The sequence below is a fragment of the Streptomyces sp. NPDC043896 genome (genome assembly GCF_056435605.1).
Genome location: NZ_JBWKEE010000025.1, coordinates 1 through 23076, shown reverse-complemented (window position 1 = coordinate 23076; position 23076 = coordinate 1). Strand labels below are relative to the sequence as shown.

Genomic DNA, 23076 nt, shown 5'->3' with positions numbered 1-23076 from the left:
GGCCATGTCGGCCCCCACGCACGTCCCCGGCCCCCGCACCACCGGCCCCGACACCCGCCTGCGCTGGTGGACGCTGGCCCTGCCCGCGCTCGCCTTCGGCCTCCTCCTGACCCTCCTCGCCGGCTCCGGCCACGCCCACGCCGCCACCGGCGAGACCTCCCCGCTCCTCCAGGTCACCCACCAGCTGCTGCGCGCCGTCGGCTGACCCGCGTGCGCCCGGCGCGCCCCACCCCGGGGGGACGGACCCCCAACACCCGGAGCCCGGTGGCTCGTTTCGTGCGAAGCTGGGGGCCATGAGCGCCGACACACCCCGCAGGATCGCCCTCCTCCGGCACGCCAAGGCCGACTGGCCCCAGGTGTCCGACCACGACCGCCCCCTGGCGGAACGCGGCCGAAAGGACGCGCCCGCCGTCGGACTGAAGCTGGCCGAGACCGGCATCACCTTCGACCTGGCCCTCTGCTCCACCGCCGCCCGTACCCGGGAGACGTGGAAGCTCGCCGTCCAGGAACTCCCGTCCCGGCCCAGGACCGCGTACGAGGAGCGGATCTACGAGGCGTCGCCCGGCGAGCTCATCGCCCTGCTCAACGAAACCCCCGACGACGTGTCCGACCTCCTCGTCATCGGCCACAACCCCGGCATGCACGCCCTCGCCGACGTCCTCGCCGCGCGCGCCGAGGACGACACCCTGACACGGATGACCCGCACGGGCTTCCCCACCGCCGCGCTGGCCATCCTCTCCTTCACCGGCTCGTGGAAGTCCCTCGAACCCGGGGTGTGCACCCTGCTGGACTACTGGACCCCCAAGGAGCACTGAGCCGTACGGGTACGCCCGGCCGACGACGCCGTACGGGCCCGGGGCCGCCGCGCCCCGGGCCCGCGTCCGCCCTCACCCCACCGGGCAGCGGGCGGCCACCGCCGGGAAGCCCGCGTCCCGGGCCTCCCACAGCTCCGGGTAGAACCGCCGGTACACCGAGGCCCGCAGATGCGCCGTACCGCTGCTGCCGCCCGTCCCCGCCCCGCCGCCGATCTGGCGCTCCACCAGCAACGCGTGGCAGGCCCGCCACTCCGTCCACACCTCGTCGTGGTCGACCAGCGCCTCCGACAGCTCCGCCAGCTCCGCCCACTGCGCCGGATCACCGTCCCGCGGCCCGGCCGCCAGCCGCGCGTACGCCTCCCACCGCTCCTCCCGCGTCCCCACCGCGAAACCGGCCTTGGACAGCAGCCCCGTGAACGCCTCCCACAAGGTCGCCTCCGCCAGCCGCCCGCGCAGCCGCTCCCGCTCCGCACCGGCCAGCCCGCCGATCACCCGGGACCCGTACTCCCCGTCCAGCCAGTCGGCACCGCACAGCGCGGCGATCTCCAGGTACTGCGCGGACTGCTGACCGCTGCTGCTGCCCAGCGCCCCGCGGAAGGCGTGGAACTCCCGCGCCGGCATGGCCCGCAGCGGCAGGATCGCCGCGATCGACGCCCGGGTCAGCACCACGGCCCGCCCCAGCATCGCCCGCGCGCCGCGCGCGTCGCCCTCCAGCATCCGGTCCCGGGCCGCGGCCAGGTCGCGCAGCAGCTGCCCGAACCACAGCTCCTGCACCTGGTGCACCGTGATGAACAGCAGCTCGTCGGCCACCCCGTCGGCCAGCGGCACCTGGAGCGACAGCAGCTCCGGCAGCCGCAGGTAGTCCGGGTACGTCACGGACGCGGGGCGGGTGATCGTCTCAGACATCGGTGTCCTCCGGGGCGCGCAGTCCGTGGGCGGCGAACGCGTCCGTGACGCCGGGCAGGTCGAAGGCACCGGCCTGGGCGCACAGCCGCAGGGTGGAGCGGGAGATCGTCTGGATGCGGTCCACGCCGGCGCTGCCGCCGTAGCTGTCCGCGAGGACGGCCTCGACGCGGTCCTCGTCCAGCCCCGCCAGCCGCAGCGACACCCGCACCGGCTCCAGGTCCCAGTCGAGGGCCGCCCGGATCATCGCGGGCAGCGCCCGCGCCGCCAGCACCCGGCGCCGGCCGTCGAGGCGCGCCCACAGCTCCAGGAAGAACGCCGAGAAGAAGCGGTGGTGGCGCCCCTCGTCCTTGGCGTGGTCGCGCATCAGCTCCCGTACGGTGCTCACCACCGTCGGGTCCTGCGGCACCTCGTTGAGCACGGCCGTGATCAGCGTCTCGAAGACCACCGCCTGCAACTGCCCGGCCAGCACCGGGTCCTCGGGCAGCAGCCGCCGGCCCGTCTCCTGGAGCGCCGTGACGAAACCGCCGTAGTCGACGTCCGGGACGGCGATGCCGGTGACGGCGGCGATCTGGTCGGCCAGGTCGAGGCTGTACAGGGCGTGGTAGCCCTCGTCGCAGTAGACCTTGAAGGCGTCCATCCGCAGCGCGGTGGGGAAGTGCAGGCCGGAGTTGCCGTTGGCGACGGGCTCGGCGGCCCCGTTGACCACCCGGGTCTCCAGATGGGTCGTCGAGTGCAGGAACTGGTACAGGTGCCGTACGGAGATCTCCCGGACCCGCTCCGGGGCCAGCGCCTTCACCTCCGGGTGGGCCAGGTGCGGCACCAGGGCGTCCGGGAAGAAGATGCGGCCCTGTTCGGCCTCGGCGTGGAAGATCCGCCGTACTCCGCCGCGTACGCCGGCGGTCTCGTACCAGCGGTCGAGGGGGCCAGGGGCGGTGCTCATGGGCGCGGTCCGTTCGCAGCAGCAGGGGAGGGGGAAGGGGCGGGGGAGCCCAGGTGGGCGGCGATCCGGCGGACCGCCTCGGCGACCAGCGGGGCCTCGACGGTGTGGCACAGCCGGAACCAGCCCGGCTCGGGCGAGCGGAACGCCCCGCCGGGCAGGATGCTGACCTTCGCCTTCTCGAACAGCTCCCGCCACAGCAGCCGCTCGGCCTCGAAGCCGGTGCCGGGCAGCCACCGGCGCAGGTCCAGCCAGACGGAGAACCCCGCCCCGGCCGGGGCGTACGGGATCCCGTGCCGCTCCAGCAGGGCGGTGAGGTGCCCGTACGAGTCGCCGAGCCGCCGCCGGCCCGCCGACAGGAAGGACGCCACCCACACCGGATCGCCGAGCAGCCCGGCCAGGGTCTGCTGGGTGGCGGTGGAGACGGGCGCGAAGTACGCCATCGCCCGCGCGGCCTCCCGTACCCGGGGATCACGCGTGTGCAGCACCCCGGTCTTCAGGCCGGGGAGCCCGAAGTCCTTGGCGAAGCCCCAGACCACGTGCGTGCGATCGGCCCAGTCGGGGTTGACGGCCGGGTCGGCGGCGCTGGTGAAGGCCTGCTCCCCGAAGACGGCGTGGGCGTAGATCTCGTCGGAGACCAGGTCCACGTCGTGCGCGCGGACCACCCGCAGCAGGCCGGCCAGCACCTCGGGCGGGTGCACCTCGCCGATGGGGTTGGAGGGGGAGGACAGCGCGACGGCGCGTACGGTGACGCCCCGCGCGGCGGCCTCCGTCAGCGCCCGGTCCACCGCTGCGGCCGTCAGCCGGAAGCCGTCCCGGGGGTCGAGCGGCGCGGGCAGGATCCGGGCGCCCGAGCGGCCGCCGAGATCGGTGTCGAAGGCGCCGTAGTAGGGGGCCGGTACCACGATGGCCTCGCCCGGATCGCACAGGACCGAGGCGATCGCGTCCAGCGCCCCGGTCGCGCCGCTGATCACCACCAGGTCCTCCGCGTCCAGCGGGGTCCGGCAGGTCGCGGAGAGCAGCGCGGCCACGCGTTCGCGCAGGAGGTCGGTGCCGTGCAGCGGCGCGTACCGGGCGGTGGCCTCGGTCAGGGGCCCCAGGGCGGCCGTCCGGTCCTCCAGCAGGTCCCAGAGCAGCCGGTTCTCGGCGGTGCCCAGGTTGAGGTAGCCGTCGGGGCGGGTGAGCGGATCGTACGGCTCGGCCTCGGCCCGGAAGTGGGCCTCGGCGATCGCCGGGGTGTCGGCGAGCAGCCGGGCGGCCTGCCGGGAGACGCGGGAGGCTCGCGGGGCATGTGGGGTCTGCGGGGCCTGTGGGGCCTGAGGGGCTCCGGAGGTCATCGGGCGCCCCCGCTGTCGACGCCGGCACCGGTGAGCAGACCCGGGTGCACGCCCAGGCCCATGGAGGCGTCGATGACGGCGCCGTGCAGCGGCGCGGAGTGCTCGCCCGCCAGCCACCGCACCTGCTCCGCGATCTCCTCGGAGGTGATCATCCGCCCCCGGGGGAGCCGCGCGGAGAGGGCGGCACGCTCCTCGGGCGAGAGCCCGTCCAGGGTGCTGGCCTGGAACATCGTGGTCTCCACGGCCCCCGGGCACAGGGCGAAGACCTGCACCGGGGTGTGCACCAGCTCGGCGGCGAGGTGCCGGGTGAGATAGGTGAGGGCGGCCTTGCTCATCCCGTCCGCCGGGTGGAAGCCGGGGAACTGGAAGATTCCGCCTCCCACGCTGGAGATGTTGATGATCTTGCCGAAGCCGCGCTCCAGCATCCCCGGCAGCACCCGCTCGCTGAGCCAGAGCGGACCCACCGCGTTGATCTGGAAGAACGCGGGGGCCTTGCCCTCGGCGTCGCCCCCGGTGTAGTGCTCGATGGTCTTCGAGCCGACGGCGGCGTTGTTGACCAGCACGTCCACCGGGCCCGGCAGCCGGTCGAAGAGCAACTCGTGCTCGTCCCAGTCCCCCTGGCTGAAGGGGAAGGCCTCCACCTTGGAGCGGCCGGTCAGGGCCAGCTCGTGCACCAGCTGTTCAGCCCGCTCCCGGCCGTTGCGGTAGGTGAACCAGACCGTCCAGCCCTCCTCCGAGGCGAACCTCTCCACGCAAGCCCGGCCGATGCCGCCCGAGCCTCCGGTGATGAGCACACTACGAGTCATCGTCGTCCCCTTGAACGATCAAGGCTGACCGCGTTGCCGGTGTCGTGAACCGGCGACGCGGTCAGAGATTTGATCTCAAGTGGACGGCAGAGGGAGCCAGTCCGGATCGGAGTCCCCTGGACTCCGCCTCGTGCGCGGTGTCCGGGGAAGCCGCACGCCCGGCCGGAGGGATCCGGCCGGGCGTACGGGGAGTCGGGGTGCGGGCGAGGTCCCTCAGGCCAGGTCGGCCGCTTCCACTTCCTCGCGCGTCACACCGAGCAGGTACAGCACGGCGTCCAGGAAGGGGACGTTCACGGCGGTGTGGGCGGCCTCGCGGACCACCGGCTTGGCGTTGAAGGCGACGCCCAGCCCGGCCGCGTTCAGCATGTCCAGGTCGTTGGCGCCGTCACCGATGGCCACCGTCTGCGACAGCGGCACCCCGGCCTCCGTGGCGAAGCGGCGCAGCAGCCGGGCCTTGCCCGCCCGGTCCACGATCTCGCCGGTGACCTTGCCGGTCAGCCGGCCGTCGACGATCTCCAGGGTGTTGGCCGAGGCGAAGTCCAGCCCCAGCCGCTCCCGCAGGTCGTCCGTCACCTGCGTGAACCCGCCCGACACCACGCCCACCTGGTAGCCGAGCGTCTTCAGCGTCCGGATCAGGGTCCGGGCGCCCGGCGTCAGCCGCACCTCGGAGCGGACCTTGTCCACCACCGACGCGTCCAGCCCCGCCAGCAGCGCGACCCGCGCGTGCAGGGACTGCTCGAAGTCCAGCTCACCGCGCATGGCCCGCTCGGTCACCTCGGCGACCTCGGCCTCGCAGCCGGCGTGCGCGGCGAAGAGCTCGATGACCTCGTCCTGGATCAGGGTCGAGTCCACGTCCATGACCACCAGCCGCTGGGCCCGGCGGTGCAGGCCCGCCGAGACCACGGCCACGTCCACGCCGATCTGCGCTGCGGTGGTGGCGAGCGCGGTGCGCAGCGGCTCCGTCTCGACACCGGACACGGCGAACTCGACGGCCGTCACCGGGTACTTGGCGAGCCGGAAGATGCGGTCGATGTTGCCCCCGGTGGCGGTGATCCGGGCGGCGATGGTGGCCGTGGACTCCGCGGTGAGGGGGTGCCCGAGGACGGTGACGTGGGAGCGGCCGCTGCCGCGCGGCCGGTTGTCACCGGTACCCGAGATGATCTCCGCCTGCAGCTTGAGCGACTCGGCCCAGCTGTGCACGGTGGCGCGCAGCTCGCCCTCGGAGCCGACGGAGGGCTTGGTGACGAGGACGCACAGGACGATGCGGCCGCGGGTGACGACCTGCTCGATGTCGACGACGTCGACGGAGTAGGCGGCGAGGGTGTCGAACAGCCCGGCGGTGATCCCGGGACGGTCCTTGCCGAAGATCTTGACGAGGAGGGTGGGGACGTCGGAGGTCTGCGAAGCGCTCATGGTGCCCACACCGTATCTTCCCGCCCCCCTGCCCCGGACCCCCGTCCCATCCTTCAGACTCGTACGCGCGGCCCCGCCGGCGTTCCGGGCGACGGGGCCCGGGGGCGGCGCCCCCGCAAGGGGTCCGGGCGCGGCCCCGGGGAACGGGCGGGGGCGGGGCGCGGGGCGGCCCGCGCAGCGGTACACCCGCCCGGAGGGGCCGGCGGCCCCGCGTGAAGAAACCGTGGCACTGTGCGCGCGCCGTGAAGGAACCGGCGGGCGAGAAGTCCCGTATCTCACCCTCCGGGTGCCTTTCGACCCCGTCGGCGCCCGCACGCGGCCCTCCCGCGGAAGGCCCCGATTCCACATGTGGCCCCAGGCCTGAAATAGTTCCCCCGGATGTTCGCCATCCCTAGACTCCCTGACGTCGTTCTCCCTGGACGCCAGGGGGATTCTCGGGGGACCTAAGTGGGGCTGGAGTGCCGGAACTCGTACTGGAATTGAACGGAAGGACTTGGACGCTCGATCCGTCCAGGTCGTACTCGCTGGGGCGCGACCCCCAGGGAGACATGGTGATCGATGACGCCCGGGTGTCGTGGCGGCACGCCACCATCAGCTGGAACGGCCGGGGTTGGGCCATCGAGGACCACGGCAGCACCAACGGCACCTACGTGCACGGCGCGCGGGTCCAGCAGGCGGAGCTCGTGCCCGGTACGCCGGTCCACCTGGGCAACGCCACCGACGGTCCGCGGCTGAACCCGAGCGCGGCCGCCGCGGCGCAGCCGGCCTACCAGGCCCCGGCCGCGCAGCAGCAGGCGTACCAGGCGCCCGGCCGGCAGCAGCCGCCGCAGGCACAGCAGCCCGCCTGGGACCAGCCGGCCCCGCAGCAGCCGCAGCACCAGCAGCAGCCGTACGTACCGCAGCAGCAGGGCGGCGCCCAGCAGGCCGCGGCCCCCGGCTACAGCAGCGACCACCGCAGCCCGACGACGTTCCACCAGATCGCCGTCGGCCGCGTCATGCGCATCGGCCGTGCCCTGGAGAACGAGCTCGTCGTCTCCGACCTCCAGGTCTCGCGCCACCACGCGGAGTTCCGCTCCACCGGCGGCCGCTTCGAGATCCACGACCTCGGCAGCCACAACGGCACCTACGTCAACGGCCAGCCGCTGCCCAAGTCCGGCACCGCGCTGCTCGGCCCGAACGACATCGTCGGCGTCGGCCACTCGACGTTCCGGATCGTCGGCGACCGGCTCGAGGAGTTCGTCGACACCGGTGACGTCTCCTTCTCGGCCCGCCACCTCACGGTCACCGTCGACGGCGGCAAGCAGATCCTCAAGGACGTCACCTTCGGCGTCCCGGAGAAGTCGCTCATCGGCGTCATCGGCCCCTCCGGCTCCGGCAAGTCCACGCTCCTGAAGGCGCTCACCGGCTACCGGCCCGCCGACCAGGGTGACGTCCTCTACGACAACCGCAACCTGTACAAGCAGTTCGCGGAGCTCCGCCAGCGCATCGGCCTGGTCCCGCAGGACGACATCCTGCACAAGGAGCTGAAGGTCAGCACCGCCCTGAAGTACGCGGCCAAGCTCCGCTTCCCGGGCGACACCGCCGAGGCCGAGCGCGCCGCCCGCATCGACGAGGTGCTGCGCGAGCTCAAGCTCGACATCCACAAGGACAAGAAGATCACCGCCCTCTCGGGCGGTCAGCGCAAGCGCGTGTCCGTGGCCCTGGAGCTGCTGACCAAGCCCTCGCTGATCTTCCTCGACGAGCCGACCTCCGGCCTCGACCCGGGCATGGACCGCGACGTCATGCAGCTGCTGCGCGGCCTCGCCGACGACGGCCGCACGGTCCTCGTCGTCACCCACTCCGTGGCCGAGCTCTCGCTCTGCGACAAGCTGCTCGTGATGGCCCCCGGCGGATCCGTCGCCTACTTCGGCCCGCCGGACGAGGCGCTGAACTTCTTCGGCTACACCACCTGGGCCGACGTGTTCTCCGCCTTCGAGAACTACCGCGACTACGACTGGGCCGGCCGCTGGAAGGGCTCGCAGCACTACCAGCTGTACGCCGCCGAGCTCGACGCCGTCGCCCCGCAGCAGGTCGCGATGCCGACGCCGCAGCAGATGAACCCGCCGAAGCCGCAGGGCTGGGGCTCGCAGCTGTGGACGCTGATCCGCCGCTACGTCTCGGTGATCGTCTCCGACAAGGGCTTCCTGGCCCTGATGGTGCTGATGCCCGCGGTCCTCGGCTTCGTCTCCACGGTGATCCCGGCGAAGTTCGGCCTGGCCCCGCCGACCCCGCCGTCCCGATTCAACGGCGACGCCGGAACGATCATGCTGATCCTCGCGGTCGGCATGTGCTTCTCGGGCGCGGCCAACTCGGTCCGTGAGCTGATCAAGGAACGCGTCATCTACGAGCGGGAACGCGCGACCGGCCTGTCCCGGTCCGCGTACCTGATGTCGAAGGTGATCGTCCTCGGCGTGATCACGGTCATCCAGGGCGTGATCATCTGCGCCATCGCCTTCACCCCGCGCAAGCTGCCCGCCGAGGGCCTCTTCATGAGCCCGGCCGTCGAGCTCTGCGTCTCGGTCACCGCGCTCGGCTTCACCGCGATGATGTTCGGCCTGGTGATCTCCTCGCTGGTGAAGACCGCCGAGAAGACCATGCCGCTGCTCGTCATGTTCGCGATCGTCCAGGTCGTCTTCACCGGTGTCCTCTTCCAGCTGTACGACAAGATCGGCCTGGAGCAGTTCGCCTACCTGATGCCCTCCCGCTGGGCCATCGGCGCCGCCGGCACGACCCTGAACCTGGGCAAGCTCATGGCGCCGTGGGACCCGCAGAACCCCACCAACACCGACCCGCTGTGGGACCACACCGCGGGCCAGTGGTTCCTGGACATCAGCGTCCTGCTGCTGCTCGGCATCATCTGCGGCTTCGCGGTGGCGCGCCTGCTGCGCCGCCACGAGCCCGAGGTCATGCGCAAGTAGCGGACCCCGCGCCCCCACGCGCGCACGCCGAACGCCTCAGGGCGGCACCCGGAACTCCGGGGGCCGCCCTGAGGCGCATGGGGGGCGTGGGGGCGTGGGCGCTCAGTAGGCGCTGTTCACGTTGTCCATCGAGCCGTAGCGGTCGGCGGCGTAGTTGCACGCGGCGACGATGTTCGCGACCGGGTCGTACTGGTCGAACTTGGTGCCCTTGACGTGGTACGCCTTGAAGGTCGGGGCGATCACCTGGAGCAGGCCCTTGGACGGGATGCCGTTCTGGGCGTTGATGTCCCAGTTGTTGATCGCGCGGGGGTTGCCGCTCGACTCGCGCATGATGTTGCGGTGGATGCCGGCGTAGGTGCCGGGGATGCCCTCGCGCTTCATGATGAAGAGGGCTTCCTTGATCCAGCCGTCGAGGTTGTTCGCGAAGACCGGGGTGCGGGCCGCGGAACGGCTCGCGGCTTCCTTGGCCTCGCGGTCCTTCTTCGCCTGCTCCTCGGCCTTGGCCTTCGCGGCGTCCTTGGCCTTCTGGTCGGCGACGACCTGCTGGGCGCCGACGTGCTTCTGCACCGACTGGGTCCACGCGACCGGGGCGACCTCGAACGTCTGGGCCTGAGCAGGCTCGGCACCGGCGGGGACGAGGGAGAAGGCGAGGGCGGCGGCACCGAGGGTGGCGACACCGGCGATCGACAGCTTGTGTGCCTTCGTCAGACGACTGTGACCGGGAGTGCTGGAAGCAGACATGCGGGGCAACCTCTTCGAATAGCGGGGGCCGCAGGAAAGCGCCGCTCGGATCCGGGATCCGCGGCGCTGTGCGACGGCAGCCATTCTTAGCGGCGGCAAAATCGCCTGGCAAAGGTGTGACGTACGATCCCGGTTAGTGGATCACGGCCCCTCGCCGAAGCCGGATTCGCGGCCCCGCCGCTAGGCGCAGCAGCACTGACGGGGTCTTTATCCGTCCACTACGCGGCTTCGTAAGTGATGTGCGTCCTATGCCCGGGCTCACATCGACCACGTAACGGTCTCACCCAGAGTTGCGCACGCAATTCAATGTGTGACCGAACTCCGCCTTCCGGACGAGAGAACGCCCCCGCACCTCATCCCCGGGGCAGAGAACCGGCCCGCACACCCCCTCCCCCAGCCGTACGCCCCCGGGCCGGCCCGGGCACGGGACCCCGTCCCAAGACCTACGCCCGCGGCCCGATCCCGCAGGTCAGGGCCGCCGGTACGGTGAGCCCATGCACAACGGACCCGCTACGGGATCACTGGCGGCCGTCAGCACCGCGCTGCTCGCCATGAGCCGCCGGCTGGAGGTCCACGACGTCCTGCGCACGATCGTCGCCTCCGCCCGCGAACTGCTGGACGCCGAGTACGCCGCCCTGGGCGTCCCGGACGACCACGGGGGCTTCGCCCAGTTCGTGGTGGACGGCGTCAGCGAGGAACAGTGGCGCCGCATCGGCCCCCTGCCCCGCCAGCACGGCATCCTCGCCGCGATGCTCCACGAGGAGACCCCCGAGCGGCTGGCCGACGTACGGAAGGACCCGCGCTTCGGCGGCTGGCCCGCCGCCCACCCCGAGATGTCCGACTTCCTCGGCCTGCCCATCCGGGACGGGGACGAGAACCTCGGCGCCCTCTTCCTCGCCAACAAGAACGGCCCGGACGGCTTCACCGACGAGGACGAGGAGCTCCTCTCCCTCCTCGCCCAGCACGCGGCCATCGCCCTCACCAACGCCCGCCTCTACGAGCGCAGCCGCGAGCTGACCATCGCCGAGGAGCGCTCCCGGCTCGCCCACGAGCTGCACGACGCCGTCAGCCAGAAACTGTTCTCCCTGCGCCTGACCGCCCAGGCCGCCGCCACCCTCGTGGACCGCGACCCGGCCCGCGCCAAGGGCGAACTCCAGCAGGTCGCCGTACTCGCCGCGGAAGCCGCCGACGAGCTCCGCGCCGCCGTGACCGAGCTGCGGCCCGCCGCACTGGACGAGGACGGCCTCGTCGCCACCCTGCGCGACCACGTCCGCGTACTGGACCGCGCCCACACCGCGCGCGTCACCTTCTGCTGCGACGGCATACGGGCCCTTCCCGCCTCCCAGGAGGAAGCGCTGCTCCGCGTCGCCCAGGAGGCCCTCCACAACGCCCTGCGCCACTCGGGCGCCGACCGCGTCGAGGTCACCCTGGCCCGCACCCCCGAGGGCGGCGCCGTGCTGCGCGTACGGGACTGGGGCCGCGGCTTCTCCCCCTCCACCGTCCGCAAGGCCGGCCGGCACCTCGGACTCGTCTCCATGCGGGACCGCGCGAGCGGCGCCGGGGGACGGCTGGAGGTCCGCTCGGAGCCCGGCGAGGGCACCACGATCGAGATGGAGGTCCCCGGTGGCTGACACCCCCGGCCGCGCCCGGATCCGCGTCCTGCTGGTCGACGACCACCAGGTGGTCCGGCGCGGCCTGCGCACCTTCCTGGAGGTCCAGGAGGACATCGAGGTGGTCGGCGAGGCCGCCGACGGGGCGGAGGGCACCGCCCGCGCCGAGGAACTGCGGCCCGACGTGATCCTGATGGACGTCAAGATGCCCGGCACCGACGGCATCGAGGCCCTGCGGCGGCTGCGCGACCTGGAGAACCCGGCCCGGGTCCTGGTCGTCACCAGCTTCACGGAACAGCGGACGGTGGTCCCCGCCCTGCGGGCCGGCGCCGCCGGATACCTCTACAAGGACATCGACCCCGACGCGCTCGCCGGGGCCATCCGCTCCGTGCACGCGGGACACGTCCTGCTCCAGCCCGAGGTCGCAGAGGCCCTGCTGGCGGCCCAGGACGACCAGAACGGCCCGGGCGGCCGCCCGGGGGCCCTGACCGACCGCGAACGCGAGGTACTGGGCCTGATCGCAGACGGCCGCTCGAACCGGGAGATCGCCAGGGCGCTCGTACTGTCGGAGAAGACGGTGAAGACGCACGTCTCGAACATCCTGATGAAGCTCGACCTCTCCGACCGGACCCAGGCCGCGCTGTGGGCCGTCAGACACGGAATCACGGAGTAGGGAGTGCGGGGCCCGGCAGGTAATGGGCTGAGCTGAGATTCATACGGTCGGGTGTATGTAGCCCACATGGCGTATCCCGGCCGCGGGCCGGCCGTTCTCCATGGCGTGCCGCGACGGCTGGTCGCGGCAGACGTACTGGAGGACGAGAACGTGAAGAACTTCAAGAAGGCCGCAGCCGTCACCATGATCGCGGGCGGCCTCGTCGCCGCCGGCGCCGGTGTCTCCTCGGCGCACGGCGGTGCGTCCGCGGAGGGCGAGGCCCTGCACTCGCCCGGCGTGGCCTCCGGGAACCTGCTCCAGGTCCCCGTGCACGTCCCCGTGAACGTGGTCGGCAACACCGTCAGCGTGATCGGCCTGCTCAACGGCGCGTGGGGCAACACCGGCGTCAACGCCTGACCCCGCCCCGGCCCGCGGCCCCGCCTTCCCCCCTCTCCCCGGGAAGGCGGGGCCGCCGCCTGAAACCCCGCCGGGGCCGGACGGCTACAGGCTCTCCACCGCCGAGTTGTACGCCGCCACCAGCGCCCGCCGGGCGACCCGCTCCACCGGCCGCAGCGCCTCAGCCCGCGCCGCCATCTCCGAGGCGGCCACCGCACCCCCGTGCCCGCGCTCGTACGCCAGCGACACCATCAGGTCCACCCGCTGCGCCAGCGCCAGCACCCGCACCGCCCGCGCCGGATACCCCGGCGCGAGCACGTCCCGGCCCGCCTCCGCCCGCGCCCGGTACGCCGACAGCGCCGCCTCCGCGACGGGCCCCGACGCCGCCACGTCCAGCCGCGTCAGCACCACCGTCGCCTCGCGCAGCGCCTCGGCCAGCTCCCGCTCCGCCTCGCCCAGCGTCGGCACGTCCGCCGGCGGGGCCTCCCGTACCGGCAGGCAGTGCCACACCACCGAGACGTGCACGTCACCCGCCGGGCCAGCCTCCGTGACCTCCGGCACCAGCCCCAGCGCGGCCCCCGCGCACACCACCGCCTCCTCGGCCTCCAGCGCCCGCTCGTTGAACTCCGGCGGCCCGCTCAGCCCCAGCGGATGCCCCGCCACCGGCAGAGCCACCCGCAGCCCGGTCACCCCCAGCGCCCGCAGCCGCCCCAGCGCCAGCGTGAGCCCCACCGGCCCCGCCTCCCCGGGCAGCCCCGCCACCCGGTGCACCGAGTCCTCGCCCACGATCGACAGCGCCGCCTCGTCGGGCGAGACCAGACCGGCCAGCAGAGCGTTCCCCCAGGCGGCCAGCCGCCCTGAACGTGGTTCGAAAAGCATCCCCCCACTCTACGGATCCGCCCCCCGGACCGGCCTGGCGCCCGGAGCCCTCCCCGAGTGGCGTAGGTTTTCCCCTGGGGCTGCGCCTGCCGGCGCACAGAGAACCGTGACTGCAAGGGGTGACAACACGCTCATGAGCGATGTTCTGGAGCTGGTGGACGTATCCGTGGTCCGCGAGGGCCGGGCTCTGGTGGACCAGGTCTCCTGGTCGGTGAAGGAGGGGGAGCGCTGGGTGATCCTCGGCCCCAACGGCGCCGGCAAGACCACGCTGCTGAACCTCGCCTCCAGCTACCTCTTCCCCACCAAGGGCACCGCCACCATCCTCGGCAGCACCCTCGGCAGGCCCGGCAGCGACGTCTTCGAGCTGCGCCCGCGCATCGGCGTCGCCGGCATCGCGCTCGCCGACAAGCTCCCGAAGCGGCAGACCGTCCTGCAGACCGTGCTCACCGCCGCCTACGGCATGACCGCGACCTGGCAGGAGGAGTACGAGGACATCGACGAGCAGCGGGCCCGCGCGTTCCTCGACCGCCTCGGCATGAGCGACTACCTCGACCGCAAGTTCGGCACCCTCTCCGAGGGTGAGCGCAAGCGCACCCTGATCGCCCGCGCCCTGATGACCGACCCCGAGCTGCTGCTCCTCGACGAGCCCGCCGCGGGCCTCGACCTCGGCGGCCGCGAGGACCTCGTCCGCCGCCTCGGCCGCCTCGCCCGCGACCCCATGGCCCCGTCCATGGTCATGGTCACGCACCACGTCGAGGAGATCGCCCCCGGCTTCACGCACGTCCTGATGATCCGGCAGGGCAAGGTCGTCACCGCGGGCCCCATCGACCTGGAGCTGACCTCCCGCAACCTGTCGAAGTGCTTCGGCCTCCCGCTCATCGTCGAGCGCAACGAGCACGACCGCTGGAGCGCCCAGGGCCTGCCCCTGCGCTAGGTCCTGTCGTCAAACTTCCGTCTGCCCCGCGACGCCTTGCACGCGCTCTCGCCGCACCGGGCGGAAGCCCGAGTACGTCCAGTACGAGGGCTGCCGCCCGGCACGCCGAGAGCACGCACCAGACGCCGCGGGGCCGCCCTCCGGGCGACGACGGCAGTTTGACGACAGGCCCTAGCCCCGGCGCCATGCCCGGCGCCAGGCCCCGCCGTTCGCGCCCTGTCCGGCCGCGCCCGCCCGACCTACCATGACCATGTGGACATCGACGCGTGGGTGTGGTGGCTCATCGGCGCGGTCGGACTGGGCATCCCCCTCGTCCTGACCGCCCTGCCGGAGTTCGGCATGTTCGCCGTCGGCGCGGTCGCCGCCGCCGTCACCGCGGCCGTCGGCGGGGGAGTGGTGGCCCAGGTCCTGGTCTTCGTCATCGTGTCGGTCGCGCTGATCGCCGTCGTACGGCCGATCGCCAACCGCCACCGCGACCAGCGGCCCCAACACCGCAGCGGCATCGAGGCGTTGAAGGGCAGATCCGCCGTCGTCCTCGAACGGGTCGACGGCAGCGGCGGCCGCATCAAGCTGGCCGGCGAGATCTGGTCCGCCCGCGCCCTCGACTCGGACACCAGCTTCGAGCCCGGCCAGTCCGTCGACGTGGTGGAGATCGACGGGGCTACCGCCGTCGTGATGTGACAAGCAGCCTGCTCGCTGCCCCGGGGTCTGCCAGACTCCGCTGAACGGGGCAGCACAGACAGCCGGAAGGGCACGGGGAACACATGCAACCGATCATCATCGTCCTGATCATCCTGGTGGTACTGGTCTTCATCGCCCTGGTCAAGACGATCCAGGTGATCCCGCAGGCCAGCGCGGCCATCGTCGAACGCTTCGGCCGCTACACCCGCACCCTCAACGCGGGCCTCAACATCGTCGTCCCGTTCATCGACTCCATCCGCAACCGGATCGACCTCCGCGAACAGGTCGTCCCCTTCCCGCCGCAGCCGGTCATCACCCAGGACAACCTGGTCGTCAACATCGACACCGTCATCTACTACCAGGTGACCGACGCCCGCGCCGCCACGTACGAAGTGGCCAGCTACATCCAGGCCATCGAGCAGCTCACCGTCACCACCCTGCGCAACATCATCGGCGGCATGGACCTGGAGCGGACCCTCACCTCCCGCGAGGAGATCAACGCCGCCCTGCGCGGGGTCCTCGACGAGGCAACCGGCAAGTGGGGCATCCGCGTCAACCGCGTCGAGCTCAAGGCCATCGAACCGCCCACCTCCATCCAGGACTCGATGGAGAAGCAGATGCGCGCCGACCGCGACAAGCGCGCCGCCATCCTCCAGGCCGAAGGCGTCCGTCAGTCGGAGATCCTGCGGGCCGAGGGCGAGAAGCAGTCCTCCATCCTGCGGGCCGAGGGTGAGGCCAAGGCCGCGGCACTGAAGGCGGAGGGCGAGGCCCAGGCCATCCGCACCGTCTTCGAGTCCATCCACGCCGGCGACGCCGACCAGAAGCTCCTCGCCTACCAGTACCTCCAGATGCTCCCGAAGATCGCCGAAGGCGACGCCAACAAGCTCTGGATCGTGCCCAGCGAGATCGGAGACGCGCTCAAGGGCCTCTCGGGCGCCATGGGCAACTTCGGGCCCCTCGGCGGCGGCTCCACCGGCTTCAACCCGCAGAACCCCGGCAAGGGCACCCCCGGCACGGACGCCACCGCCGAGCGGCGGGAACAGCCCCCCATCGACTGACGCCGCCCTCCCCTTTTCGTGCATGATCGGTGAGGCCCCTCGACCTTCACGGCGGGGAGGCGACTCACTCACGCAAAGGGGATGGCTCCGTCCATGTCCATGTCCATCTGGGAATCGCTCGCGGTCTTCGCCGCCGGGATCGGCGCCGGCACCATCAACACCATCGTCGGCTCCGGCACCCTCATCACCTTCCCGGTACTGCTCGCCACCGGGCTGCCGCCGGTCACCGCCAACGTCTCCAACACCCTCGGCCTGGTACCCGGATCGATCAGCGGAGCCATCGGCTACCGCAAGGAACTCCAGGGCCAGCGCGGCCGCATCCTGCGGCTCGGCTCCGTCTCCCTCGTCGGCGGGCTCGCCGGAGCCGTCCTGCTCCTGACCCTGCCCTCGGACTCCTTCGACACGATCGTCCCCGTCCTCATCGGACTGGCCCTCGTGCTCGTCGTCCTCCAGCCCCGGCTCGCGGCCGCCCTGCGCCGCCGCCAGGAAGCCGCTGGAACCGGCCCGGGCCACGCCGACGGCGGCCCCGTCCTGCTGACCGGCATGCTGCTCTCCAGCGCGTACGGGGGCTACTTCGGCGCCGCGCAGGGCGTCCTCTACGTGGGCCTGATGGGCCTGCTGCTCCACGACGACCTGCAACGCATCAACGCCGTCAAGAACGTGCTCGCCGCACTCGTCAACGGCATCGCCGCCGTCTTCTTCCTCTTCGTCGCCGACTTCGACTGGACGGCCGTCCTCCTCATCGCCGTCGGCTCCACCATCGGCGGCCAGATCGGCGCCAAGGTCGGCCGCCGGCTCTCCCCGACCGTCCTGCGCGGCGTCATCGTGACGGTCGGGATCCTCGCCATCGTCCAACTCCTGCTCCGCTGAACGACGTAGAACAAATACGTCGCCCAGCGGGCCCGGGGCAGTGCGGAACTAGGCGGTGCGCGCCAGCCACTCCGGCAGCGCCTCCTCACCGCCCACCCCCAGGGCGAGCAGCATCGCGTCCGCCGGAGACGGCACGAAGGGCTTCCGCAGCAGCGGCATCCCCGCCTCCTCCGGCGTCCGCGCCGCCTTGCGGTGGTTGTCCTCGGCGCAGGAGGCCACCGTGTTCAGCCAGGTGTCACCACCCCCCTGAGCCCGCGGCAGCACGTGGTCCACGGTCGTCGCGCGCCTCCCGCAGTACGCGCACCGGTGCTGGTCCCTGACCAGCACCCCCCGCCGCGACCAGGGAGCATGTCTTCGGAAGGGCACCCGTACGTACCTGCACAACCGGATCACCCGCGGCATCGGAAGGTCCATGGTGGCCCCACGCACACGGAGCTCGGGGTGCGACTGTTCGACGACGGCCTTGTCCTGCAGGACCAGGACCACCGCCCGGTTCAGCGTCACCGTCGACAGCGGCTCGAAGCTCGCGTTCAGTACCAGCGTGTCCCGCATCTCGCCCACCTCCCGTGTGCAGGCCCGCGACCACCCTGGCGGCAAGGCCCGCAACCACTCTGGCCGCGCGCGCCACGCGGGACAACGCAATAAAAATGCCCGGTCCAGGCCTTCTTTAGACCAGGACCGGGCAAACACAGGGAGAACGATCAGCGGGTCGGCGACTCGTACTCGGCGATCAGCTGCGCACGGCCGAGCGCGTGGAACCGGAGGTGGAAGCCGACCACCGCGGGCGAGGAATCCTCATCGGTACCCAGCTCCTCCCGGTCCACCGCGTACACGGTGAACACGTACCGGTGGCGCTCCCCGCGCGGCGGAGCCGCACCGCCGAAGTCCCTGGTGCCGTAGTCGTTGCGCACGTGCACCGCGCCTTCCGGCAGCCCCTCGAAGTCCCCGCTGCCCGCACCCGCCGGCAGGGAGGTCACCGAGGCCGGGATGTCGAAGAGCACCCAGTGCCAGAACCCGCTGCCCGTCGGGGCGTCAGGGTCGAAGCAGGTCACCGCGAAGCTCTTCGTCCCCTCGGGGAACCCCTCCCACCGCAGCTCCGGCGAGATGTTCTTGCCCGTGAGGACCTGCGCCGCGTGCAGGTCGGCGCCGTGGGAGACGTCCTCGCTGGTCACGCTGAAGGACGGCACCTCCGGGTGGAAATCGTGCGGAAGGGGCGCCCTGTTCGGCTGGGCCACTGCTGTACCTCCTGAGGGGAAAACGCGTGCGGGCGTACGCACCCGAGCCTAGAACCAGTTGCGCTGCGAACCGACCGAGGCGATCCACTGGTTCAGGTACGCCGCCCAGTCGGTCCCCTGGTACGACTGCAGACCCACCTGGAAGCAGCGGTAGGTGTCGCTGCCCTCGCTGAACAGACCCGGCTTCTTGTCCATCTCCAGCACGACGTCCATCTCGTTCCCGTCCGACACGAAGGTCAGCTCGACCTGGTTCAGCCCCCGGTACTGCGACGGCGGCAGGAACTCGATCTCCTGGTAGAACGGCAGCGTCTGCCGCGTCCCGCGGATGTGACCGCGCTCCATGTCGGCGCTGCGGAAGGTGAAGCCCAGCTGCGCGAACGCGTCGAGGATCGCCTGCTGCGCCGGCACCGGGTGCACGTTGATCGGGTCCAGGTCGCCCGCGTCCACCGCGCGCGCGATCTCCAGCTCGGTGCTGACCCCGATGTTCATCCCGTGCAGGTGCCGGCCGCCGAAGTGGGTGACCGGCGTCTCCGCCGGGATCTCCAGGCCGAAGGGCACCACGTGCAGCGCGCCGGCCTGCACCTTGAAGGCACCGCCGAGGCGCTGCTTGGTGAAGACGACGTCCTGCTTGTACTCGCCGTCGCCGCCCTCCACCTCCACGCGAGCCTGCAGGCCGACGGACAGCCCCTCGATCTGCTGCTCGACGGACCCGCCCTGGATCCGCACCTCGCCCTGGACGATCCCGCCCGGCACCACGTTCGGCTCGGTGATGATCGTGTCCACCGAAGCGCCGCCGGCACCCAGGCTCGCGAACAGCTTCCTGAAGCCCATATCAATCTCCCCTACACGGATCTACGTATCCAAGGCCAGGCGACCTGCGTCGCTACTACCCCTTACCACTGCGGAACCTTAGGCCCCGGTTGCAGGGGCGCGTGTTCCACTACGCTCGACCGGATGAGCGCGCGCCCCGACCGTACGCCCCTGCCCCGGTCCTTCTTCGACCGCCCGGTCCTCACGGTGGCCCCCGACCTGCTCGGCAGGATCCTGGTCCGCCGTACTCCGGACGGCCCCGTGGAACTGCGCATCACGGAGGTGGAGGCGTACGAGGGCGAGGCCGACCCCGGCTCCCACGCCTTCCGGGGCCGCACCGCCCGCAACGCGTCGATGTTCGGCCCGCCCGGACACGCGTACGTCTACTTCATCTACGGCATGTCAAGGCGGTCAGCATGAACATCGACTTCCTTGCCCACCCAGCCGAAGAGGTCGCCCCCAAGCTGCTCGGGACCGTCCTCACCTGCAAGACCCCCGAAGGTACCGTGAGCATCGCCATCACGGAGACCGAGGCGTACTCCGGTGAAGCTGATCCAGCCTCCCACGCCTACCGGGGCCGTACAGCCCGCAACGCCACCATGTTCGGCCCCGCAGGACACCTCTACGTCTACCGCTCCCATGGTCTCCACTGGTGCGCCAACGTCGTCACCGGGACGGACGGCATCGCCTCGGGTGTCCTCATCCGGGCCGGCAGGGTCATCGAGGGGGAAGACCTGGCGCGCATGCGACGAGGGGCGAAGGTCGAGAGTCCACGTCTCGCCCGAGGTCCGGGGAACCTCGGCCAGGCGCTCGGCATCACGGCAGAGCACAACGGCGCAGACCTCCTGACAGGTACCTCGGTCATGTTGTCCGAGGGCGAGCCGGTACCCGCCGCGCTCATCCGGGTTGGCCCTCGGGTGGGGGTGAGCAGGGCCCACGACTGGCAACACCGGTTCTACCTCGCCGGTGATCCAACGGTCTCGGCGTACCGACTGAGCCCGAGAGCCAGGCCGCCCGCCGGACCCTGAGCCGCTGTGCGCCTTTCTCACGGCTCGCCGGTGGGTCGGTGCGGAAGTTGAGCCGTAAGACGGGTGGTCGCTTGCGAGCGTGGCGCGTGGCGTGGTCCTTGCCGGTCGAGTGACGGCCGCGGTGCGCGGGCCGGACGGGTGATGGTGCGTCTCGCTGAAGGTGGCTCAGTCTCGGTCCACCTGAACCACCGCTGCGTCCGGCCACTACGGTCGCTCAACCTGGTCAGCGCCGAATCTGGATGACGATCAAGGCAGCACTGACCTAGCGTTCCGCGCATGACATCCCCACACGGCCACTTCGACGACAAGCCCAGCGTGACCATCCGCTGCCAGGACACCTCCTCCGTGGTCGTGACGTTCTGCGACCGGTTCAGCTTCGACGCGGACTCCGTGCACTACGCCGTCGAGCTACGTGCCCCGGGCCTGACCGCTCGCGTCAACGAGGTCGTCGCCTGGATCCGGGACAGCGATCTCACCACGTTCCTGGACGAGCTCGCTGCCGACTACCAGGGATGGGACGGCGAACGGAGCTGGCAGACCAACGACCGAGACCTGACGGTGTCGGCCGTCTTCCGATCCGGCGGCTACGTCGGGCTGACCTGGGCCCTGCGGCCGTGGCCACAGGCCGCTGGCGGCTGGGGCGCCTCGGTGATCACCTGGCTTGAGGCCGGCGAGCAGATGACTTCCCTGGCGGCCGACGTTCGGAGCTTCCTCACCGGGGAGCAGCCGTGACATCCGGTATGCGCATCACCTGGACGTTGGCGGGATCCGGGTGGGCCGACTGCACCCTTGAAGATCACCAGGCGAAAGTCGAGCTCACCGCGTCCTACATCAGCAATGCGCCCGAGGAGTTCCTGACTGCGGTGGCCCGGCTCGTCGCCGGTGAGGCAGAGCCCCGTGCCCAGTTCGAGGCCGAGCCGACCGCCTACCGGTGGATCTTCTACCGCGAAGGTGAAGTCACCTGGATCCGCGTGCTCGAACTGCGCGACGGCAGTGACCGCGACAACAAGGGAACCGAAATCTGGTCGAGTCAGCTCGGAGTCGATCAGCTCGCCCGATCCGTGATCCGCTGCTTCGACGACGTTGTACAGACCTACGGCGAGAGCGGCTACCGAGGCAAGTGGGGTGAGCACTTCCCCCGAACCGAGCTCGAAGCCCTCAGACGGCTCTGGCGCCACCGGCATCCCCAAGACGCGTAGGCCGGGGACAGCGCGCACTGTTCAGGTTGAGCGAGACGAGTCAGCTTTGTGCAATAGCCCCCGGCCAGGTCGCCGCCGTCGCTTCCGACCGCACGAGACCGAGTCCAGGCCCGAAGGCTTGGGCGTCCACCTCTGAAGAGAGACCGGGCCATCAGTGCCCGGTCCACCCCCGCAACGAAAGGGGAGCGGTCCAACATCCAGAAGTCCTCGACATCCGGCAACGGGTTCCCTCGCTCGGTCACGTCAAGGATGCGGATGTCCTCCCGGCGAGCACGTGTGGGGCGTAGCACCGGGAGAACTCGAAGCGCAGGTACTCGGAGAGCGGTCGACTCAGGACGTGCACTCGCCCCTTGCTCCTTCCCTCGCCGCACAGCCGCTTCAGGTCTTCCGTGGACGCCGACGAGTAGGTTTCCGGGTCGACGCGCTTGCCTGCCCTGAAGGCTGCGAGTTCGTCCGACCCCTGCGGTACGAGGTACTGGGGCAGGGTCTCCAGCCGCCACGCTTCCGACTGGAAGCCGCGGAGCATCGCCCGCCACTCCTCACCATCCAAGAGCACGAACGGCCTCCCGAAGAACACTCTCGGGGATCTCCACGAGCCCTTCCCCCTGCGGGGGAGTGAAGGCGCCGGACACGTCGCCCTGACGGCCGGACGGCGTGGACAGGTCGAGCACTCCCTGAGCTTGCGCGGCGGCGTGACGCCGGTCGTCTCGGCAAGGTCCACCAGGTCTTCAAGATCCCAGGGGGTGCGGTACATACGGTCGTAGTGGCGGGACACGATGGCGTCTGCCGTGCCGTCCTCCACCAGAGCCTTGACGCGCTCCCACTCCGGGCTCCGCTTGGTTCCCCGCTTTGTCGAGGCCGACGTGTCCTTCTCAACGATCGTGGCTACGACCGACCAGCCCTTCCGGTCGCACAGCGCCTGACTCAGCTCGACCTGTTGTGTCAGGTTCCCACCCTTGGATTCCTCGCCCCTCGGGGTGGGGCTGAGCCCGGCGTAGATGATCGCTCGCACCGTCTGTTGCTGCTTGTCGTCGCTTTGCCGACGCTGCCGGACCAACGACGTACATGCCTGGTGAGTTACCTACGCATGTGGTTCAGCCTCAACCTGGTGTGCGGCCCCCCGGGTCACGCGAGCGGGGTACTGCTGCGGGCGGGAGAGGTGACGGTGGGTGCCGAGCTGGCCGCCAAACGTCGACTCTCGGCCAGGAACCCGCGAGAACTGGCCAAGGGGCCGGCCCGCCTGGCCACCGCCCTCGACGTGGACCGCTCCCTCGACGGCGCGGACCTCTGTGCGGGCCCCGATTCCGCCCTGTCCCTCCTTACGGGCACCCCCACCCCGCCCGACCTGGTCGGCAACGGCCCGCGCACGGGAGTGGGCGGCGCCGGCGCCGCCCACCCCTACCGCTACTGGATCACCGGCGACCCCACGGTCAGCCCGTACCGCGCCCACGCGCCGCGCCGCCGTGCAACTTGACTCGATCTTGGGAGACGCCTAACGTAGCCCGAGCCGCACGAACGGGAGCACTGTTTCAACAGCCTCCCGGAGCGGCCAAACCACTACCTACGACTTACCCCCGGCGGGGTCATTCGGCGTTCCCGAATTCCCTGCCGACCGGCTCGATTATGAGTCGCGAGGGAAAAGCGTTAACGTAGTGACCACGCCGAAAGGGAAAGCGCGAAAGCGCAGGACCTCGAAAGCACCGAGGAAATCGGACAGGAAAGAGTCTGATAGAGTCGGAAACGCAAGAACACAGAACGAAAGCCCGGAGGAAAGCCCGAGAGGGTGAGTACGAAGGAAGCGTCCGTTCCTTG

Annotated in this window: 23 protein-coding genes and 4 pseudogenes; 15 read left to right on the top strand and 12 right to left on the bottom strand. The window is 71.2% G+C overall.

The genetic code is table 11. The annotated features are described in order from the left end of the window. The first annotated feature begins 4 nt into the window (after positions 1-4). Both AC069X_RS30080 and AC069X_RS30075 read left to right on the top strand, forming a co-directional pair. The gene (locus tag AC069X_RS30080) at positions 5-205 is read left to right on the top strand and encodes a hypothetical protein (RefSeq protein WP_478733421.1); all 201 of its coding nucleotides are present in this window, start codon (positions 5-7) and stop codon (positions 203-205) included. An 88-nt stretch (positions 206-293) separates the two neighbouring features. After that, complete coding sequence (locus tag AC069X_RS30075; protein ID WP_478733419.1) at positions 294-815, top strand: SixA phosphatase family protein; 522 nt, start codon at positions 294-296, stop codon at positions 813-815. 72 nt (positions 816-887) lie between these two features. Here the strand turns inward: AC069X_RS30075 and AC069X_RS30070 are convergent, their stop codons facing one another. From AC069X_RS30070 to serB, 5 genes are all read right to left on the bottom strand, one after another. Next, positions 888-1721 carry a tryptophan 2,3-dioxygenase family protein gene (locus AC069X_RS30070; protein ID WP_478733417.1) on the bottom strand — a complete coding sequence of 278 codons (834 nt, stop codon included), beginning with the start codon at positions 1719-1721 and terminating at the stop codon, positions 888-890. Beyond that, a complete protein-coding gene (locus AC069X_RS30065; protein WP_478733415.1) occupies positions 1714-2661 on the bottom strand; it encodes a diiron oxygenase in 948 nt (315 codons plus the stop codon). Before AC069X_RS30065 ends, AC069X_RS30070 begins: the two co-directional genes overlap by 8 nt. After that, positions 2658-3995, bottom strand: a complete 1338-nt coding sequence (locus tag AC069X_RS30060) for an aminotransferase class I/II-fold pyridoxal phosphate-dependent enzyme (RefSeq protein ID WP_478733413.1) — start codon at positions 3993-3995, stop codon at positions 2658-2660. The genes AC069X_RS30065 and AC069X_RS30060 overlap by 4 nt, the downstream gene beginning before the upstream one ends. Then, positions 3992-4801, bottom strand: a complete 810-nt coding sequence (locus AC069X_RS30055; protein ID WP_478733412.1) for an SDR family NAD(P)-dependent oxidoreductase — start codon at positions 4799-4801, stop codon at positions 3992-3994. The genes AC069X_RS30060 and AC069X_RS30055 overlap by 4 nt, the downstream gene beginning before the upstream one ends. A 213-nt stretch (positions 4802-5014) precedes the next feature. Then, complete coding sequence (gene serB / locus AC069X_RS30050) at positions 5015-6214, bottom strand: phosphoserine phosphatase SerB (protein WP_478733410.1); 1200 nt, start codon at positions 6212-6214, stop codon at positions 5015-5017. Positions 6215-6672: 458 nt separating this feature from the next. Between serB and AC069X_RS30045 the strand changes: the two genes are divergently transcribed. Next, positions 6673-9171, top strand: a complete 2499-nt coding sequence (locus AC069X_RS30045; RefSeq protein ID WP_478733408.1) for an ABC transporter ATP-binding protein/permease — start codon at positions 6673-6675, stop codon at positions 9169-9171. Between the two features lie 102 nt (positions 9172-9273). On the opposite strand, the gene AC069X_RS30040 is transcribed toward AC069X_RS30045, so the two are convergent. Next, the gene (locus AC069X_RS30040) at positions 9274-9912 is read right to left on the bottom strand and encodes a transglycosylase SLT domain-containing protein (protein WP_478733406.1); all 639 of its coding nucleotides are present in this window, start codon (positions 9910-9912) and stop codon (positions 9274-9276) included. A 494-nt stretch (positions 9913-10406) separates the two neighbouring features. Here AC069X_RS30040 and AC069X_RS30035 point away from each other — a divergent pair, with 494 nt between their 5' ends. The 3 genes from AC069X_RS30035 (at position 10407) to AC069X_RS30025 (ending at position 12591) form a co-directional block, all read left to right on the top strand. Beyond that, positions 10407-11543 (top strand): GAF domain-containing sensor histidine kinase, encoded by a 1137-nt coding sequence (locus AC069X_RS30035; RefSeq protein ID WP_478733404.1) that lies wholly within the window; start codon positions 10407-10409, stop codon positions 11541-11543. Then, positions 11536-12195, top strand: a complete 660-nt coding sequence (locus tag AC069X_RS30030) for a response regulator (RefSeq protein ID WP_478733402.1) — start codon at positions 11536-11538, stop codon at positions 12193-12195. The genes AC069X_RS30035 and AC069X_RS30030 overlap by 8 nt, the downstream gene beginning before the upstream one ends. Before the next feature lie 150 nt (positions 12196-12345). Then, a complete protein-coding gene (locus tag AC069X_RS30025) occupies positions 12346-12591 on the top strand; it encodes a chaplin (protein WP_478733604.1) in 246 nt (81 codons plus the stop codon). Between the two features lie 84 nt (positions 12592-12675). On the opposite strand, the gene AC069X_RS30020 is transcribed toward AC069X_RS30025, so the two are convergent. Next, positions 12676-13449 (bottom strand): hypothetical protein, encoded by a 774-nt coding sequence (locus AC069X_RS30020; RefSeq protein WP_478733400.1) that lies wholly within the window; start codon positions 13447-13449, stop codon positions 12676-12678. A 133-nt stretch (positions 13450-13582) separates the two neighbouring features. Between AC069X_RS30020 and AC069X_RS30015 the strand changes: the two genes are divergently transcribed. The 4 genes from AC069X_RS30015 to AC069X_RS30000 all read left to right on the top strand — a co-directional run bounded on the left by AC069X_RS30015 (position 13583) and on the right by AC069X_RS30000 (position 16992). Next, positions 13583-14383 (top strand): ABC transporter ATP-binding protein, encoded by an 801-nt coding sequence (locus AC069X_RS30015; protein WP_478733398.1) that lies wholly within the window; start codon positions 13583-13585, stop codon positions 14381-14383. Between the two features lie 252 nt (positions 14384-14635). After that, the gene (locus AC069X_RS30010; RefSeq protein ID WP_478733396.1) at positions 14636-15064 is read left to right on the top strand and encodes an NfeD family protein; all 429 of its coding nucleotides are present in this window, start codon (positions 14636-14638) and stop codon (positions 15062-15064) included. An 83-nt stretch (positions 15065-15147) separates the two neighbouring features. Continuing rightward, the gene (locus AC069X_RS30005; protein ID WP_478733394.1) at positions 15148-16122 is read left to right on the top strand and encodes an SPFH domain-containing protein; all 975 of its coding nucleotides are present in this window, start codon (positions 15148-15150) and stop codon (positions 16120-16122) included. Positions 16123-16215: 93 nt separating this feature from the next. Beyond that, entirely contained in the window at positions 16216-16992 is a 777-nt protein-coding gene (locus AC069X_RS30000; RefSeq protein ID WP_478733392.1) for a sulfite exporter TauE/SafE family protein, read from the top strand. 48 nt (positions 16993-17040) lie between these two features. Here the strand turns inward: AC069X_RS30000 and AC069X_RS29995 are convergent, their stop codons facing one another. The 3 genes from AC069X_RS29995 to AC069X_RS29985 all read right to left on the bottom strand — a co-directional run bounded on the left by AC069X_RS29995 (position 17041) and on the right by AC069X_RS29985 (position 19058). Beyond that, complete coding sequence (locus AC069X_RS29995) at positions 17041-17544, bottom strand: HNH endonuclease (RefSeq protein WP_478733390.1); 504 nt, start codon at positions 17542-17544, stop codon at positions 17041-17043. 149 nt (positions 17545-17693) lie between these two features. Further along, positions 17694-18227 (bottom strand): YbhB/YbcL family Raf kinase inhibitor-like protein, encoded by a 534-nt coding sequence (locus tag AC069X_RS29990; protein ID WP_478733388.1) that lies wholly within the window; start codon positions 18225-18227, stop codon positions 17694-17696. Between the two features lie 48 nt (positions 18228-18275). Further along, complete coding sequence (locus AC069X_RS29985) at positions 18276-19058, bottom strand: sporulation protein (protein ID WP_478733386.1); 783 nt, start codon at positions 19056-19058, stop codon at positions 18276-18278. Positions 19059-19181: 123 nt separating this feature from the next. Between AC069X_RS29985 and AC069X_RS29980 the strand changes: the two are divergent. From AC069X_RS29980 to AC069X_RS29965, 4 genes and pseudogenes are all read left to right on the top strand, one after another. Then, positions 19182-19439: pseudogene (locus AC069X_RS29980) on the top strand (DNA-3-methyladenine glycosylase); the annotation flags it as partial. Positions 19440-19453: 14 nt separating this feature from the next. After that, positions 19454-20065 (top strand): DNA-3-methyladenine glycosylase, encoded by a 612-nt coding sequence (locus tag AC069X_RS29975; protein ID WP_478733384.1) that lies wholly within the window; start codon positions 19454-19456, stop codon positions 20063-20065. Between the two features lie 276 nt (positions 20066-20341). Then, positions 20342-20797: a DUF6228 family protein gene (locus AC069X_RS29970; RefSeq protein WP_478733382.1), complete on the top strand. Its 456-nt coding sequence runs from the start codon at positions 20342-20344 to the stop codon at positions 20795-20797. Between the two features lie 8 nt (positions 20798-20805). Then, the gene (locus AC069X_RS29965; protein ID WP_478733380.1) at positions 20806-21264 is read left to right on the top strand and encodes a hypothetical protein; all 459 of its coding nucleotides are present in this window, start codon (positions 20806-20808) and stop codon (positions 21262-21264) included. A gap of 238 nt (positions 21265-21502) precedes the next feature. Here the strand turns inward: AC069X_RS29965 and AC069X_RS29960 are convergent. Beyond that, a pseudogene (locus AC069X_RS29960) lies at positions 21503-21745 on the bottom strand (DUF6879 family protein); the annotation flags it as partial. Positions 21746-22018: 273 nt separating this feature from the next. After that, a pseudogene (locus AC069X_RS29955) lies at positions 22019-22276 on the bottom strand (recombinase family protein); the annotation flags it as partial. A gap of 75 nt (positions 22277-22351) precedes the next feature. Here AC069X_RS29955 and AC069X_RS29950 point away from each other — a divergent pair. Then, positions 22352-22738: pseudogene (locus AC069X_RS29950) on the top strand (DNA-3-methyladenine glycosylase); the annotation flags it as partial. Positions 22739-23076 lie beyond the last annotated feature (338 nt).

Coding starts and splice junctions, on each gene's coding strand:
- AC069X_RS30080 (WP_478733421.1), top strand. CDS start 5: ATGTCGGCCCCCACGCACGTCCCCGGCCCCCGCACCACCGGCCCCGAC.
- AC069X_RS30075 (WP_478733419.1), top strand. CDS start 294: ATGAGCGCCGACACACCCCGCAGGATCGCCCTCCTCCGGCACGCCAAG.
- AC069X_RS30070 (WP_478733417.1), bottom strand. CDS start 1,721: ATGTCTGAGACGATCACCCGCCCCGCGTCCGTGACGTACCCGGACTAC.
- AC069X_RS30065 (WP_478733415.1), bottom strand. CDS start 2,661: ATGAGCACCGCCCCTGGCCCCCTCGACCGCTGGTACGAGACCGCCGGC.
- AC069X_RS30060 (WP_478733413.1), bottom strand. CDS start 3,995: ATGACCTCCGGAGCCCCTCAGGCCCCACAGGCCCCGCAGACCCCACAT.
- AC069X_RS30055 (WP_478733412.1), bottom strand. CDS start 4,801: ATGACTCGTAGTGTGCTCATCACCGGAGGCTCGGGCGGCATCGGCCGG.
- serB (WP_478733410.1), bottom strand. CDS start 6,214: ATGAGCGCTTCGCAGACCTCCGACGTCCCCACCCTCCTCGTCAAGATC.
- AC069X_RS30040 (WP_478733406.1), bottom strand. CDS start 9,912: ATGTCTGCTTCCAGCACTCCCGGTCACAGTCGTCTGACGAAGGCACAC.
- AC069X_RS30035 (WP_478733404.1), top strand. CDS start 10,407: ATGCACAACGGACCCGCTACGGGATCACTGGCGGCCGTCAGCACCGCG.
- AC069X_RS30020 (WP_478733400.1), bottom strand. CDS start 13,449: ATGCTTTTCGAACCACGTTCAGGGCGGCTGGCCGCCTGGGGGAACGCT.
- AC069X_RS30015 (WP_478733398.1), top strand. CDS start 13,583: ATGAGCGATGTTCTGGAGCTGGTGGACGTATCCGTGGTCCGCGAGGGC.
- AC069X_RS30005 (WP_478733394.1), top strand. CDS start 15,148: ATGCAACCGATCATCATCGTCCTGATCATCCTGGTGGTACTGGTCTTC.
- AC069X_RS30000 (WP_478733392.1), top strand. CDS start 16,216: ATGTCCATGTCCATCTGGGAATCGCTCGCGGTCTTCGCCGCCGGGATC.
- AC069X_RS29995 (WP_478733390.1), bottom strand. CDS start 17,544: ATGCGGGACACGCTGGTACTGAACGCGAGCTTCGAGCCGCTGTCGACG.
- AC069X_RS29985 (WP_478733386.1), bottom strand. CDS start 19,058: ATGGGCTTCAGGAAGCTGTTCGCGAGCCTGGGTGCCGGCGGCGCTTCG.
- AC069X_RS29975 (WP_478733384.1), top strand. CDS start 19,454: ATGAACATCGACTTCCTTGCCCACCCAGCCGAAGAGGTCGCCCCCAAG.
- AC069X_RS29970 (WP_478733382.1), top strand. CDS start 20,342: ATGACATCCCCACACGGCCACTTCGACGACAAGCCCAGCGTGACCATC.
- AC069X_RS29965 (WP_478733380.1), top strand. CDS start 20,806: ATGCGCATCACCTGGACGTTGGCGGGATCCGGGTGGGCCGACTGCACC.